A 14,428-nucleotide genomic window follows, 5' to 3' on the forward strand; every position below is an offset into this window, starting at 1 on the left:
ACGTGGTGCGCTCAACACGCCCACCTGCACACAATCAGGGCCCGACGTGCGTGCCCGCCCTCCCGTCCACTTGACTGTTGCCATGACCACCCTGCCCCGCCAGCCTCAACAGGCCCCGCCGACCGGCCACATGATCGTGTGCGGTGGTGACGCGCTCGCCGAGCGGCTCGCCGCCGAACTGCGCGCCGTATACGGCGAGCGGGTCACCGTCGTGGTGCCCTCCGTACGCGTCACCAGGCAGGGCGCCGGTCCGGCCGGACGGGCGCGGGCCGCCGCCCTGCTCTCGCGGATGCAGGCGGTCATGAGCCGTACCGTGTCCACCGTGGCCGGCGACAGCGTTCCGCCGCCGCGGGTCATGGAGGCGCCGGAACTCGACGAGGAGGCGCTGGCCGAGGCCGGTGTGGCCGACGCCGCCGCGCTGGCCCTCGTACACGGCGACGACGAGACCAACATCCGGGCCGCCCTGGCCGCCCGCCGTCTCAACCCCCAGCTGCGCCTGGTCATCCGGCTCTACAACCGCAAGCTCGGCCAGCACCTGGAACACCTCCTCGACCAGGCCGCCGCGCTGTCCGCCCCCGGCGTCGACCCCGAGGCACTGGACACCACGACGACCGTCCTGTCCGACGCCGACACCGCCGCACCGGCGCTCGCGGCCACCGCCGTCGCCGGTACCAGCAAGGTCGTCCAGGCCGACGGGCTCCTGCTGCGCGCCGTGGAGCGCACCCCGCCGGGCCGGGGCGAGGTCGCCGACCCCGGCCTGTGCACCCTCGCCCTGCTGTCCGCGACCGCCAACGACCCGGCGGGCGCCGAGGGTTCGGACGTGGGCGGCGCCGAGGGCCCGCTGCTGCTGCCCGACGAACGCACGGTCGCCGCCGCGACCGGGCGTGGCACGGTGGTCCTGGAGGCCGTCTCCCCCACGGTCGCCACTCCCAACGGCCGTGCGAGCAGCCGCCGTATGCCCCTCGGCTCGCTGTTCTCGCGCCGGCTGCGCTGGTCCCTCGCCGGTCTCGTCACGAGCGTCCTCGGCCTGGCCGTCGCCTCCTGGGCCACCACCGGCGGCCACCCGCTGCACGCCGGATACCTCACGCTCCTCGACCTGTTCGCCATCGACGACCCGGCCATCGGGGAGCCGCTCGCCCGTCAGCTCCTCCAACTCCTCACGGGGCTCGCCGGACTGCTCCTTCTGCCCGTACTCCTCGCGGCGGTCCTGGAAGCGCTCGGCACCTTCCGTACGGCATCGGCCCTGCGCCGCCCGCCGCGCGGCCTGTCGGGTCACGTCGTGCTCCTCGGTCTCGGCAAGATCGGCACCCGGGTGCTGGCCCGACTGCGTGAACTCGGCATCCCCGTCGTCTGCGTGGAGGAGGACCCCGAGGCCCGCGGCGTCGCCCTCGCCCGCCGCCTGCGCGTGCCGACCGTCATCGGCGACGTCACCCAGGAAGGAGTCCTGGAGGCCGCCAAGGTGCACCGCGCCCACGCCCTTCTCGCCCTCACCAGCAGTGACATCACCAACCTCGAGGCCGCGCTGCACGCGCGGTCGGTCAAGCCCGATCTGCGGGTGGCGCTGCGCCTGTTCGACGACGGTTTCGCGACCGCCGTCTACCGCACGCTCCGCTCCGCGCATCCCCGGGCCCTGACCCGCAGCCGGAGCGTCTCCACGCTCGCCGCACCCGCGTTCGCGGGCGCCATGATGGGCCGCCAGATCCTAGGCGCCATCCCCGTCGAGCGCAGCGTGCTGCTCTTCGCCGCCCTCGATGTGGCGGGACATCCGCTGCTCGACGGCCGGACCGTCGCCGACTCGTTCCGGGCCGGTGCCTGGCGGGTGATCGCGCTCGACGCGACGGCGCCGAGCGAGCGGCGCCCCGACCTGGCCGCGTCCCCCGCCGACGACGACCCCGACCGCCCCACCGGTCTCGTGTGGGACCTTCACCCCGGTTACCTGCTGCGCCCGGAGGACCGCGTGGTGCTGGCCGCGACGCGCCAGGGCCTGGCCGAACTCCTGCGGCACGGCCCCCTGGCCCGTACTCGTGCAGGCGCCCCCTAGGAAGCACAGTGCCCGGTGTGATCACCACCTCTCGCCTTCTGTACGAGCCACCCGGCGAAGTGTGATCACCGGCTCTCCGCGCGCCTTATCCTTGATCCCGCCACACCCCTCCCGCTCGTCCTCGCGCTCGCGCGGGGCGAAGTACGTTCCGTGGCAACCAATTTGACGGGGCTGTCTCTCAAGGGTGGTGCGCAGGTTGTTGCTGGCGGATCGGTACCGGTTGCACAAGGCGATAGGCCGCGGCGGTATGGGTGAGGTGTGGCAGGCGACGGACGAGATGCTCGGCCGGCCCGTGGCCGTGAAGCTGCTCCTCGCGCAGGACGCGGATCCGTCCGCGGCGGCCAGATTCCGCATGGAGGCGCAGACTTCGGCGTCGCTCAGCCATCCGCACGTGGTGGGTGTCTACGACTTCGGCTCGTGGGAGCAACGCTTCTACCTCGTCATGGAACTCGTCGAGGGCGGCAGTCTGGCCCACGAGACGGCGGGCGGCGCGCGGCTGACGCCGGAGCGCGTGGCCGACATCGCGACCGGCGCGGCCGCCGGTCTCGCGGCCGCCCACCGCCAGGGCGTGGTGCACCGGGACATCAAGCCGGGCAATCTGCTGCTCACCCCCGACGGCACGGTCAAGCTGGGCGACTTCGGCATCGCCCGCTTCCTGGACGATCCCGCCGCCGGGCTCACCACCACCGGGCAGATCGTGGGCACCGGCCTGTATCTGGCGCCCGAGCGCGCCCTCGGCAAGAACGCGGGCCCGCCGTCCGACGTGTACTCGCTGGGCTGCGTGCTCTATCAACTCCTCACCGGAAACCCGCCGTTCCGCGCCGACACGGCAACCGGCCTGCTCTACCAGCACGTGGACGCCGCGCCCGTGGCCCCGGGGCGGCTCGGCGTCCGGCTGCCCCCGTCGTTCGAGAACTATCTGCTCGGCCTGCTGGCCAAGCAGCCGGAGGACCGGCCGACGGCCCAGGAGGTCACGGACTGGTTCCGTACGGATGCCTGGCAGGGCCGTCCCGAACCCCTCCCGGAGCCCGTTCCGGTGACCCCCGCCCCTGCGCCCGTGCCGCACCGTCACGCCGCCCCGGAGATCCGGACCACCTCCACGACCTATCAGCTGCCGTCGTCCGGCCGGACGTCACACCGCGGGGCGGTCCGGCGCGGCGGCGTCATGGCGGCGGCGAGACGCAGACCCAGAACCATCGGGGCCATCGCCGCCGCCGCTCTCTTCGTCGCGTCCCTCCTGATCGGCATGGCGTGGTTCGCCCCCGACGACAGCGCCGCGACCACACCCACGGGCGCGCCGTCGCCCGCCGCCTCCGCGCACTGACGGGGCTCCCGTTCCGGCGGAGCACACTGCGGCGACGATGGGGTGCGCCGTCTGCTGACCGACCACCATGGAGTTCACCGTGCACACCCGATCCTGGGCCGATCTCGCAGTCCACCGCAGCCGGGTACGCGGTTGTCTCCTCGGCGGCGCGATCGGTGACGCGCTCGGGTACCCCGTCGAGTTCCTCTCCCTCGACGCGATCCGCGCCACACACGGCCCGGCCGGGGTCACCGGCCTGGTGCCCGACGCCGACGGTGTGACGGGCCGGGTCAGCGACGACACCCAGATGACCCTGTTCACCGCCGAGGGGCATCTGCGGGGGTACTGCCGCACCCGGGACCGCGGCATCGGCGGCGCGGAGGCGCACATCGTGCGCGACGCGTATCTTCGGTGGCTGGAGACGCAGAACCACCCCGGTCCGCCGCCCGCCGACGACCTGCGCCACCGCATCGGGTGGCTGCGGCACGAGCCCTGGCTGTACGCGCGCCGCGCCCCCGGCAACGCCTGCCTGAGCGGCATCGAGGCGGGCTTCGCCCCCGAGCCGTACGGGAAGCCCACCGGTGAGCCGGGGCCGGTGAACCCGGACTCCAAGGGCTGCGGCGCCGTCATGCGCTCCGCGCCCTTCGGCCTGACGGACCTGGGTGCCCGCCGGTCCTTCGAACTCGCCGCCCAGTGCGCCCAGATCACGCACGGACACCCCACCGGCTACCTCGCCTCCGGTGCGTTCGCCGCCCTCATCAGCCACCTCGTCGACGGCGAGTCCCTGGAGGGCGCGGTGCTGCGCACCCTGCGGCTGCTCGCCGGTTACCGGGGCCACGAGGAGACCACGGCCGCGCTGGGCCGGGCCGTCGCGCTCGCCGAGGAGGCGGGCGACGCGACCCCGGAGAGGGTCGAGACGCTCGGCGCCGGATGGGTCGCGGAGGAGGCCCTCGCCATCGGGGTGTACGCGGCGATGGCCCGCACCCGTCCGCAGACCTTCCACGTCGGCAAGGAGGGCACGGTGTGCAACCCGAAGCCGCCGCGCACCCCGATCGAGGCCGCGTTCCTGCTCTCGGTCAACCACTCGGGCGACAGCGACTCCACGGGCTCCGTGTGCGGCAACATCCTCGGCGCGCTTCACGGTGACGTGCACCTCCCGCACCCGTGGCTGACGGAGATCGAGGGACGTACCGCCGTCGCCCGGCTCGGCGACGACATCGCGGCCGAGATCCGGCCCGGCGAGAAGCGTCCCTGGAACTACTGACGCCGCGACCCGCGCCTGCCGGCCAGCACCGCCCGCTCCTTCGCCGCGCGCACCGACGCCGACAGCCCGTCGATGTCGTACGCCCCATGATGGCGCCGACCGTTGACGAAGAACGTGGGGGTGCCCGAGACGCTGCTGAGGTCGGCCGACTCGAGGTCCTCCGCAACCCGTCCCCCGCCGCTGTGGGCCCGCAGATCCTTGTGGAACCTGTCGGTGTCCAGACCGAGTTCACCCGCGTACTTCAGGAGGTCGGCGGCCCGCAGGGCGTCCTGGTGGGTGAACAGCAGGTCGTGCATCTCCCAGTACGCGCCCTGCTTCCCCGCCGCTTCGGCCGCCTCCGCGGCGAGCTGGGCGTGCGGGTGCACATCGTTCAGGGGCAGGTGGCGCCAGACGTAGCGGATGTCGCCGAAGCCGGCGAGGAGTTCCCGCACGACGGATTCGGCCTGTCCGCAATAGGGGCACTCGAAGTCGCCGTACTCGACGACCGTCACGGGCGCGTGCCGCGGTCCGCGCACGTGGTCGCGCTCCGGGTCGACCGGCACAGCCAGGTCGACGATGGCTTCGGCCGTGCCGAGGAGAGCCCTCATCCGGGTGGGGCGGGGCAGGAGTCCGATGACCCAGGAGACCAGCCAGGTCATCAGGAACGCGCCGACGACCGCGCTGAGGATGCCGATCTTCGCCTCGGCCAGCCGGTCGCCGTCGAACGCGAGGGTGGCGATGAGCAGGGCCACCGTGAATCCGACGCCTGCGATGGTTCCCCCGGCCGCAGTGGCGCCCCAGCCGACGGACGGGCGCAGCCGGCCGCGGCTGAGCCGGGTCGTCAGCCAGGACGCGCCGACGATGCCGAGCGGCTTGCCCAGGACGTAGCCGAAGAGGATGCCGAGGGTGACCGGCGAGGCGAACGCGCGGGCCAGTTCGCCGCCGCTGAGCTCGATGCCGGCGTTGGCGAGGGCGAACAGCGGCACGATCACATAGCTGGTCCACGGGTGGTAGAGGCGCTGCAGCCGCTCGTTGGGGGACAGGGCCGACGCGAGGCCCCGGCGGACCGACCGCTCCAGTTCGGGGGTCGGCTGCTCGCGGAAGAGCCGGAACAGGCCGCTCGCCCGCTCCAGCGCGGTACGGCTCGCCGGATACGCGAAGGTCAGCAGCCCCATGGCCAGGCCGATCACGACGGGGTCCACCCCCGACTCCAGCAGCGCCACCCAGGCCGCGGCGGCCAGGACCACATACACCCAGCCGAGCCGGGTCCCGGTGGCCCGTACCAGCAGGATCACGCCGAACAGGCCGAGTGCCACCAGCAGGGCGGGAACGGCGATGTCTCCGCTGTAGGCGACGGCGATGATGATCAGCGCCACGAAGTCGTCGACGACGGCCACGGTCAGGATGAAGATGCGCAGCCCGCCGGGCAGCCGGTTGCCGAGCAGCGCCAGCATGCCGAGGGCGAAGGCCGTGTCGGTCGACATCGCGGCGCCCCAGCCGTGGGCGGTGCTCTGCCCCGCGTTGACGGCCAGGTAGACGGCGACGGGGACGACCATGCCGCTGAGTCCCGCGACGAGGGGCAGCGTGACGCGCCGGCGTTCGCGGAGCTCCCCCATGTCGAACTCGCGCCGCGCCTCCAGGCCGACGACGAAGAAGAAGAACGCCATCAGGCCGCTGTTGACCCACTCCCGCAGGTCGAGCGATACCCCGGCGGACCCGATACGGACGGAGAAGTGCGTCCCCCAGAACTCCTCGTACGTGCCGGGTCCGATGTTCACCCAGGCCAGTGCCGCGAGCGCGGCGACGAGCAGCACGGAGGCGCTGCCGGTCTCGGTGCGCAGGAAGTCGCGCAGCGGTGTGTGCAGCTCCTCGCCGCTGGTTGTCTGCCCGTCGAACCCCGAGCTCATCGGCGGCATTCCCGTCTCTCGATGGCCCGCGCGGACCTGGCCGGCGGCTGCTCGGGCGAGCGCCCGAGCGCGGTGAGACGGTAGTGGACACGCGGCCGCCGTGCGATTCGACACGGCGTACGGGTGTCGCGGCGCGGGTGAGGGAAGAGGGGCCACACCATGTCCGGGCAGCAACCGGGAAGCCGAACGCCGCGGCGGATCCGCCTTCTGTTCCCTACCTGGCGTTCCTGTCGAGCTTGAGGGCGTTGGCCCAGAGCGCGGTGGACGTCTCGACCAGCTCGTCGAGCGTGTGTTCCTCACCGAGCCCGTACGCGTAGTAGGCCATGCGACTCACCATGCCCGAGAGCGCCCGCGCCGCCATGAGGGGGTCGAGGCCGCGGTCCGCGAGCCCGCGGTCCTGGAGGTCCTTGATGGCGCGCGCGTTGCGGTCGGCGAACGCGCGGCTCCGGCGCCGGCGCACTTCCCGGAACCCGGAGTCGCCGGCCGCGACCTGGTCGAGGATCAGCATGAGCTTCGCGTTGCGCTTGTACGCCTCGAAGTAGGCCCGGTTGCTGGCCTCGATCACGCCGACGGGCGAGCTGTCCTCAGGACCGAGGCGCGGCATGCCCGGGTGCAGCATGTCGTCCTGCGCGGCTTCGAGCACGGCCTGGAAGATCTCCTCCTTGCCGGCGAAGTAGGTGTAGAAGGTGCCGGTCGAGCAGGCGGCCTCGGCGGTGATGTCGGTGAGGCGCGAGTCCAGATAGCCGTCGCGTTCGAACACGACGCGGGCCGCGGCCACGAGCGCGGCGCGGGTCCGGGCGCCGCGCGCGGTGGCGGGGGGTTCACGCAGGGCGGAGGTGTCCGCGAGCGAGGGGATGTCCTCCCCGTCCGCTGGGTGGCCGCGGGTGGTCATGTCGTGGGGCCTTCCTGTGCTGGCTTCTGCTGCTCACGTGCGTGCCCGCCGGTACGGGAACGGAGGCGATCTTCGCACACCCGCGTGCGCCGATCGCCTCCGTTCCCCCTTGGCCCGGCAGGGCCGTTCGCCGGTGCCGTGCGGTCAGCGGGTGCGGCCCCACTGCGGTTCCCGGCGGCGCAGTTCACGCATCGCGATGGTGCGCTTGTGGACCTCGTCGGGGCCGTCGGCGAGGCGCAGGGTGCGCAGATGCGCGTACATGCTGGCGAGCGGGAAGTCGTCGGAGACGCCGCCTCCGCCGTGCACCTGGATGGCCCGGTCGACCACCTTCAGCGCGACCTCGGGTGCGGCCACCTTGATCGCGGCGATCTCGGTGCGCGCGTGCCGGTTCCCCACGGTGTCCATCAGGTACGCGGCCTTGAGGGTGAGCAGCCGGACCATGTCGATCTCGATGCGGGACTCGGCGATCCAGTCCTGCACATTGGCGCGGTTCGCGACGGGCTCGCCGAAGGTCGTACGTGCCTGGGCCCGGTCGATCATCAGGTCGAGGGCGCGCTCAGCCATGCCGACGGCACGCATGCAGTGGTGGATGCGGCCGGGGCCGAGCCGGGCCTGGCTGATCATGAAGCCGTCGCCCTCTCCGGCGAGCAGGGCGGTGACCGGGACGCGGACGTTCTCGAAGACGACCTCGGCGTGCCCCTCGCGGTCCTTGTACCCGAAGACCGGGAGATTGCGCACAACGGTGACGCCGGGGGTGTCGATCGGCACGACCATCATGCTCTGCTGCCGGTGCGTCGCGGCTTCCGGCTCCGTCTTGCCCATCACGATGAGCACCTTGCAGTTCTTGTGCAGGGCGTTGGAGGTCCACCACTTACGGCCGTTGAGGACGTAGTCGTCGCCGTCCCGCTCCATGCGGAGCTGGATGTTGGTGGCGTCGGAGCTCGCCACGGCGGGCTCGGTCATCGCGAAGGCGGACGCTATCTCGCCGTCGAGGAGCGGCTTGAGCCACTTCTCCTTGTGCTCGTCGGTGCCGAAGAGGGTGAGCACCTCCATGTTGCCGGTGTCCGGTGCGTTGCAGTTGGTGGCCTCGGGGGCCAGGTGCGCGCTGCGGCCCATGATTTCGGCGAGCGGGGCGTACTCGAGGTTGGTGAGGCCGGGGCCCCACTCGGGGTGCGGGTGGAAGAGGTTCCACAGGCCGCGCTTCTTCGCGTCCGCCTTGAGCTCTTCGAGGATGGGCGGATGGAAGTGCGGATCGCCGGACTCCGCCATCTGCGCCTCGTAGACGGACTCGGCCGGGTAGATCCGCTCGTCCATGAAGGTGAGCAGCTTCTCCTGGTACTCCTTGGCCCTGTCGGTCAGCTCGAACACGTGGTTCTCCTCACGGGGGATGAATTTCAGGGACCGGCGCAGCAGCGCGGCGCGGCCGGCTAGCGGGACCGGGGATCGGGCTGCGCGTCTGCCCGTGTTGCTTGTGCTTCGAGTGCTTCGTGTGCTGCCGCTGCCTGTGTCGTCTCTGTCGCACCGTCCAGGTGGAGCAAGGCCCTCAACTCCTCGGCGGTCGTGGCCGCTTGGCGGTGGACGATCCCCGCGAGGCCGGCACGTCGTGCCGCGACGATGTTGTGTTCGAGGTCGTCGACCATGACGGTCTGGGCGGGCTCGGTGCCGAGCCGCTCACACGCGATGGCGTAGGCCCGCCGGGACGGTTTGCGCACGCCGATCTCACCGGAGATGGCCACGGCGTCGAACATGGACCCGAGGTCGAAGCCCGCGTAGCAGTCGTCGCCCAGGGAGTTGGAGAGCAGGCCCACGCGGTGTCCCGCGTTCCGCAGCTCGGCGACGAGGTCGAGCATCGCCTGGTCGGGGCGCAGTTCGGTCTGCATCAGGGACAGGAGTCCGGGGCCCTGTACATCGGCTCCGTGTGCGCGCAGCCGCTCGGCGAAGCCGTCCTCGAAGTCACGCTGGCCGAGTCGGCCTTCCTCGTGCTCCACGAGGAGGGCGCCGGAGGGCTCGTCCTTCGCGAGCAGCCGGAGCGGGAGCCGCGGATCCACCCCGAGCTTGGTGCCGAAGGCCTCGAACGCCTTGAACACGCTGGTGGTCAGCACTCCCCCGAAGTCGAAGAGGACGGCGCTGATTCGGGTACCCAAGAGACAGCCTCCTGGTCGCAGGTTCGGGAAGCATTCGCAACGTACCTGAACCCGGACTCAACTTCAATGGCTGCCCCTGTGGTCGACCGCCTCAGGGCATGCGCGAAACCCGGACATCCCACGCGTGTCGCCCCGGTCCACCGGCCCCTCCGGCGAAAGTGACCGGACAGCCGACCACCCGCCCCTTGCCATTGCCGACGCTCGTGACGCTCTTCGGGGCGGGCCTCGGCTGGTGGAACTACGCGGGGACCGAGTACGTCGCCCTCGGTTTCGACGTCGCCCTGCTCTTCGGCTGAGGTCTGAGGGCGGCCCGTGTCAGCGGCAGGTCGTGGGCCCGGTCGCTGCTTCTCGGCGTGGGCGACGCGCTGCTCGGCCTGATCGTCGTCGTGGCCAACGCGCTGATCACATAGCGGGCCGGGCGCGCGTCGTTCGCGGAGTGTCAGGGCGTGCCGTGCGCGGCCATGACGTGCTTGATCCGCGTGTAGTCGTCGAAGCCGTAGCGGCTCAGGTCGCTGCCGATGCCCGACTGCTTGTATCCGCCGTGGGGCATCTCGGCGAGGACCACCTGGTGGCAGTTGAGCCAGACGCAGCCGAAGTCGAGTTCGGCGCTCAGCCGCATGGCGCGGCCCAGATTTGCGGTCCATACGCTGGACGCCAGGCCGAAGTCGACGCCGTTGGCCAGGGCGACAGCCTCCTCCTCGGTGTCGAAGGGCTGGACGGTGACGACGGGGCCGAAGATCTCGCCCTGCACCACGTCGTCGTCCTGGCGGACGCCGGAGATGACGGTGGGCGGGAAGAAGTAGCCGGGGCGGTCGACGCGCCGGCCCCCGGTCTCCACGTGGGCGTGCACGGGGAGCGCCGCGATGACGGACTCGACGCGGGCGGCGTGGGCGGCGCTGTTGAGAGGACCGTAGAAGGCGTCCTCGTCCGGTGAGCCGGTCCGGGTGTCGCGCGCGGCGTCGACGAGGGCCGTCAACAGGGCTTCGTGGAGCGGGCGTTGGACCAGGATCCGGGTCACGGCAGTGCAGTCCTGGCCGCCGTTGAAGAAGGCGGCGTCGGCGAGGGCGCGGGCCGTGCGGACGGGGTCGACGTCGGCGAAGACGACTGCCGGTGCCTTGCCGCCCAGCTCCAGGTGGACGTTCTTGACCTCGCGGGCGGCCTCGGCCATGACCTCGGAGCCGGCCCGGGTGCTGCCGGTGATGGCCACCATGTCGACGTCCGGGTGGGCGACGAGCGCGCGTCCGGTGTCCCGGTCGCCGCACACGATGTTGACGACGCCCGGCGGGAAGACGCGCGCGGCGAGTTCGCCGAGCAGCACGGTCGACCAGGGGGTGGTGTCGGACGGCTTGAGGACCACCGTGTTGCCCGCGGCGAGCGCGGGGCCGAGCTTCCACACGGCCATCATCAGCGGATAGTTCCAGGGCGTGACCTGGGCGACGACACCCACGGCCTCGCGGCGGACGTACGAGGTGTGGCCCTGCGCGTACTCGCCGGCGGCAACGCCCTCCAGGACCCGGGCGGCGCCCGCGAAGAAGCGCAACTGGTCGGCGCCGCGGCCGACCTCGAGGGTGCGGGTCGTCTCACGCGGCTTGCCGGTGCTGCGCACCTCCGCGTCGACCAGCTCGTCCGCGTGGGCGGTCACGAGGTCGGCGAGGCGCAGGAGTGCCTCCTGCCGCTGGGCCGGAGTGCTCCGGCGCCAGGCGGGCAGGGCGCGCCGTGCGGCGGCCACGGCCGCGTCCACGTGCGTGGCGGACGAGCGGGGCGCCGTGCCGTAGACCTCTCCCGTTGCGGGGTCGGTCAGCTCCATGCGGTCGGCGACCTCGGTACTGCGGCCGTCGACGATGTTGTGCAGGGTCAGGTCAGACATGGCAGCTCTCCGTGCGCAGGGAGGCGACGGTGACACCCGGGGCGAGACGCCCGTCGGTCACCTTCAGCTCGATGAGGGCGGCCTTGCCGCTGTCGAGGGACCGCTGGAGCGCGGGCCCGAACTCGCCTGTGACAGTGACGGATTCGCCGTGGGCGCCGAAGGCGCGGGCGTACGCGGCGAAGTCGGGGTTGCCGAGCCCTGTGCCGCTGACCCGCCCCGGGTAGGCCTGCTCCTGGTGCTGGCGGATGGTGCCGTACTTGGCGTTGTTCAGCACGATGATCAGCGGCTTGGCGCCCTCGGCCACGGCGGTGGCCAGCTCCTGACCGTTCATCAGGAAGCAGCCGTCGCCCGCGACGGACACGACCCGGCGCTCCGGATCGTGGATCGCGGCGGCCACCGCGGCGGGTATGCCGTAGCCCATGGACCCGTTGCGCGGGGCGAGTTGGCGGGTGTCGTCGTGGTAGGTGAGGAAGCGCTGCGCCCAGATGGCGTGGTTGCCGGCACCGAACGTGATGACGGCGTCCGCGGGGAGCCGGTCGTCGAGCGTGGCGAAGACGGTGGCCAGGTCGAGCGGATCGTCCTCCGGGACCGGGGTGCGGAACGCCAGGTGTGCGGCCCTGTCCTGCTTGGTCCGCACGGCCCACGGCACGGGGCTGCCGGGGCGCAGGGCGCGTACCGCGTCCGCGAAGGCCTCGGGGGCGGCGAGCAGGGTGAGTTCGGCGGGGTACAGGGCGCCCGGCGGCTGCGGTTCGGGCAACACCTGGACGAGCCGGGGTCCGGTTCCGTCGGCAGGAAGCAGCGTGAACCCGTCGGTCGCGACGTCACCCGGTGCGGTCCCGAGGGCGAGCAGCAGGTCGGCCTCGCGCACCCGCTGAGCGAGCGCGTCGTCGCGACCGAAGCCGAGCGGGCCGACGTATACCTCGGACTCGTTGTCGATGAGGTCCTGGCAGCGGAAGTCCACCGCCACGGGCAGGGACCACGCCTCGGCCCAGTGCCGTACGGCGGCGCGGGCGTCCGAGGTCCAGCGGCCGCCACCGAGGAAGAGGAGGGGCCGCTCGGCGGTCGTCAACAGCCGTTCCAGGGAGACGAGTTCGGCCGGACTCACGCCGCCGCCGGGGACGGGCAGCGGGGTGGCGTCGGCGACGCGTACGACATCCGTGAGCATGTCCTCCGGCAGACCCAGGACCACGGGTCCCGGCCGGCCGCTGCTCGCGACGGCGAACGCGCGGGCGACGTACTCGGGGATGCGCGCGGCGTCGTCGATGGTCTCGACGAGCTTGGCGCTCGCCCCGAACGTGCCGCGCAGGTCGAGTTCCTGGAAGGAGGCCCGGTCGGTGTGCCCGCGCGGCACCAGGCCGATGAACAGAACCACCGGCGTGGCGTCCTGGTAGGCGGTGTGCAGGGCGACCAGCGCGTTGGTGGCACCGGGACCCCGGGTCGTGAAGCAGACTCCGGGGCGCCCGGTGAGCTTGCCGTGGGCCTCGGCCATGTAGGCGGCGCCGCCTTCGTGGCGGCACACGACCAGGTGGACGGGGGCGTCGTGCAGGGCGTCGAGCGCGGCGAGGTAGCTCTCGCCGGGCACGCCGTAGACGGTCTCGACGCCGTGTGCGGACAGCTGGTCGATGAGGACCTGGCCGCCGGGACGGGCGGGGTGGTGCTGGGTCATGCGGTGGCCTTCTGAGGTGCGGAGGTGTTCTCGGGCGTGGTGGCGGACCGGCTGCCGAGCAGCGGGCCGGCCAGGAAGGAGCCGGCCGCGGTGCAGGCGGCGATGAGGACGAGGAGGAGGGCGACGCCCCAGGACGCGCCGTCGGTGACGCCGGTCAGCCAGGCGGCGACGAGCGGGACGAAGCCGCCGAGGACACCCGAGAGGTTGTACGACATGGCGACGGCGCTGTAGCGGAAGGTCTCCGGGAACAGGCCCGTGACGACGGCGCCGATGGTGGCGTACGGGATGGAGATGACGGCGACGCCGAGCGTCACACCGAGGACGACGAGGGCGGTCTGTCCCGTGTCGACGAGCCAGAAGACCGGGAAGGCGACCAGGACGGACAGCACACCGCCGACGGCGCACACCTTCCACGGGCCGACGCGGTCCGCGATCCGGCCGCCGATGTAGATCACGACCATCTCGGCCACGGCGGCAAGGAGCGTGGCATTCAGCATCACGGACTTCGCGATGCCGAGCTGTTCCGTGCCGTACGAGATCATGAAGGTGGTCAGCAGGAAGAAGCCGCCGATGCCGAGGAAGGCCGCGAGCACGCTGATGATCATGCGGCCCCAGGTCTTGCGGAAGGCCTCGATGAGGGGAGCGGGCGCGGGTCCGTTCTTCTCGGCGTCCTCGATCATGGCGCGGAAGACCGGGGACTCCTCGATGCGCAGGCGCAGGTAGAGGGCGAAGACGAGCAGACCGAAGGCGGCGAGGAACGGGATGCGCCAGCCCCACGCGTAGAAGGCGTCGTCGGGCAGCAGGCCGACCAGGGCGAAGGCGCCGCTGGAGAGCAACGTACCGACGGGCGAGCCGAGTTGGGGAACCGCCGAGTAGCTGCCGTGCTTCTCCTTCGGCGTGTGTTCCAGGGTCAGGAGCATCGCGCCGCTCCACTCCCCGCCGACCGAGATGCCCTGCACGAAGCGGAGTACGGCGAGCAGCACGGGCGCCCAGATGCCGATGGTGTCGTACGACGGGAGGAGGCCGATGCAGCCGGTGGCGACGCCCATCATGACGACCGTGATGATCAGCGCGGCCTTGCGTCCGTAGCGGTCGCCGATGTGGCCGAAGACCGCGGCGCCGACGGGCCGGGCCGCGAAGCCGACGGCGAAGGTCACGAAGGAGGCGATGGTCGCCGTCGTGGCATCGAGCGAGGGGAAGAACAGCTTGTTGAAGACGAGCGCGGCCGCGGTGCCGTAGAGGAAGTAGTCGTACCACTCGAGGGCGGTGCCGATGAACGCGGCGGACAGGAGGCGCTTGATGTCGGCGGTGCCGGCGACGGTGCGGCCTGTTGGCGGCGTCGTGCTGTTGGAGCTCACGGAATCT

10 protein-coding genes are annotated in these 14,428 nt (G+C 72.0%); 3 read left to right on the forward strand and 7 right to left on the reverse strand.

Features of this window, described 5'->3' with window-relative positions; all coding sequences use genetic code 11:
* Positions 1-82: 82 nt before the first annotated feature.
* The 3 genes from ACWIGU_RS15350 to ACWIGU_RS15360 all read left to right on the forward strand — a co-directional run bounded on the left by ACWIGU_RS15350 (position 83) and on the right by ACWIGU_RS15360 (position 4,608).
* Positions 83-2,041 (forward strand): potassium channel family protein, encoded by a 1,959-nt coding sequence (locus tag ACWIGU_RS15350; RefSeq protein ID WP_454401030.1) that lies wholly within the window; start codon positions 83-85, stop codon positions 2,039-2,041.
* Positions 2,042-2,288: 247 nt separating this feature from the next.
* Entirely contained in the window at positions 2,289-3,365 is a 1,077-nt protein-coding gene (locus ACWIGU_RS15355) for a serine/threonine-protein kinase (protein ID WP_454401032.1), read from the forward strand.
* A gap of 79 nt (positions 3,366-3,444) precedes the next feature.
* Positions 3,445-4,608 (forward strand): ADP-ribosylglycohydrolase family protein, encoded by a 1,164-nt coding sequence (locus ACWIGU_RS15360; protein ID WP_454401034.1) that lies wholly within the window; start codon positions 3,445-3,447, stop codon positions 4,606-4,608.
* Here the strand turns inward: ACWIGU_RS15360 and nhaA are convergent.
* From nhaA to ACWIGU_RS15395, 7 genes are all read right to left on the reverse strand, one after another.
* Positions 4,602-6,503 carry a Na+/H+ antiporter NhaA gene (gene nhaA, locus ACWIGU_RS15365; RefSeq protein WP_454401036.1) on the reverse strand — a complete coding sequence of 634 codons (1,902 nt, stop codon included), beginning with the start codon at positions 6,501-6,503 and terminating at the stop codon, positions 4,602-4,604. The two genes, ACWIGU_RS15360 and nhaA, sit on opposite strands and share 7 nt — an antisense overlap.
* Positions 6,504-6,708: 205 nt before the next feature.
* Positions 6,709-7,386, reverse strand: a complete 678-nt coding sequence (locus tag ACWIGU_RS15370) for a TetR/AcrR family transcriptional regulator (RefSeq protein WP_454401038.1) — start codon at positions 7,384-7,386, stop codon at positions 6,709-6,711.
* A 144-nt stretch (positions 7,387-7,530) separates the two neighbouring features.
* The gene (locus ACWIGU_RS15375; protein ID WP_454401039.1) at positions 7,531-8,754 is read right to left on the reverse strand and encodes an acyl-CoA dehydrogenase family protein; all 1,224 of its coding nucleotides are present in this window, start codon (positions 8,752-8,754) and stop codon (positions 7,531-7,533) included.
* Between the two features lie 59 nt (positions 8,755-8,813).
* Positions 8,814-9,530, reverse strand: coding sequence for an HAD family hydrolase (locus tag ACWIGU_RS15380; protein ID WP_454401041.1), 717 nt, complete (start codon positions 9,528-9,530; stop codon positions 8,814-8,816).
* 439 nt (positions 9,531-9,969) lie between these two features.
* Positions 9,970-11,397 carry an aminobutyraldehyde dehydrogenase gene (locus tag ACWIGU_RS15385; RefSeq protein WP_454401043.1) on the reverse strand — a complete coding sequence of 476 codons (1,428 nt, stop codon included), beginning with the start codon at positions 11,395-11,397 and terminating at the stop codon, positions 9,970-9,972.
* Positions 11,390-13,063, reverse strand: a complete 1,674-nt coding sequence (locus ACWIGU_RS15390) for a thiamine pyrophosphate-dependent enzyme (RefSeq protein WP_454401045.1) — start codon at positions 13,061-13,063, stop codon at positions 11,390-11,392. Before ACWIGU_RS15390 ends, ACWIGU_RS15385 begins: the two co-directional genes overlap by 8 nt.
* Positions 13,060-14,421, reverse strand: coding sequence for an MFS transporter (locus tag ACWIGU_RS15395; RefSeq protein WP_454401047.1), 1,362 nt, complete (start codon positions 14,419-14,421; stop codon positions 13,060-13,062). The genes ACWIGU_RS15390 and ACWIGU_RS15395 overlap by 4 nt, the downstream gene beginning before the upstream one ends.
* Positions 14,422-14,428 lie beyond the last annotated feature (7 nt).

The organism is Streptomyces sp. NPDC055400 (assembly GCF_053644375.1).

Bases quoted from the DNA above. Each gene is read 5' to 3' on its own strand.
- nhaA (WP_454401036.1), bottom strand. From the start codon at position 6,503: ATGCCGCCGATGAGCTCGGGGTTCGACGGGCAGACAACCAGCGGCGAG.
- ACWIGU_RS15350 (WP_454401030.1), top strand. From the start codon at position 83: ATGACCACCCTGCCCCGCCAGCCTCAACAGGCCCCGCCGACCGGCCAC.
- ACWIGU_RS15385 (WP_454401043.1), bottom strand. From the start codon at position 11,397: ATGTCTGACCTGACCCTGCACAACATCGTCGACGGCCGCAGTACCGAG.
- ACWIGU_RS15370 (WP_454401038.1), bottom strand. From the start codon at position 7,386: ATGACCACCCGCGGCCACCCAGCGGACGGGGAGGACATCCCCTCGCTC.
- ACWIGU_RS15390 (WP_454401045.1), bottom strand. From the start codon at position 13,063: ATGACCCAGCACCACCCCGCCCGTCCCGGCGGCCAGGTCCTCATCGAC.
- ACWIGU_RS15355 (WP_454401032.1), top strand. From the start codon at position 2,289: ATGGGTGAGGTGTGGCAGGCGACGGACGAGATGCTCGGCCGGCCCGTG.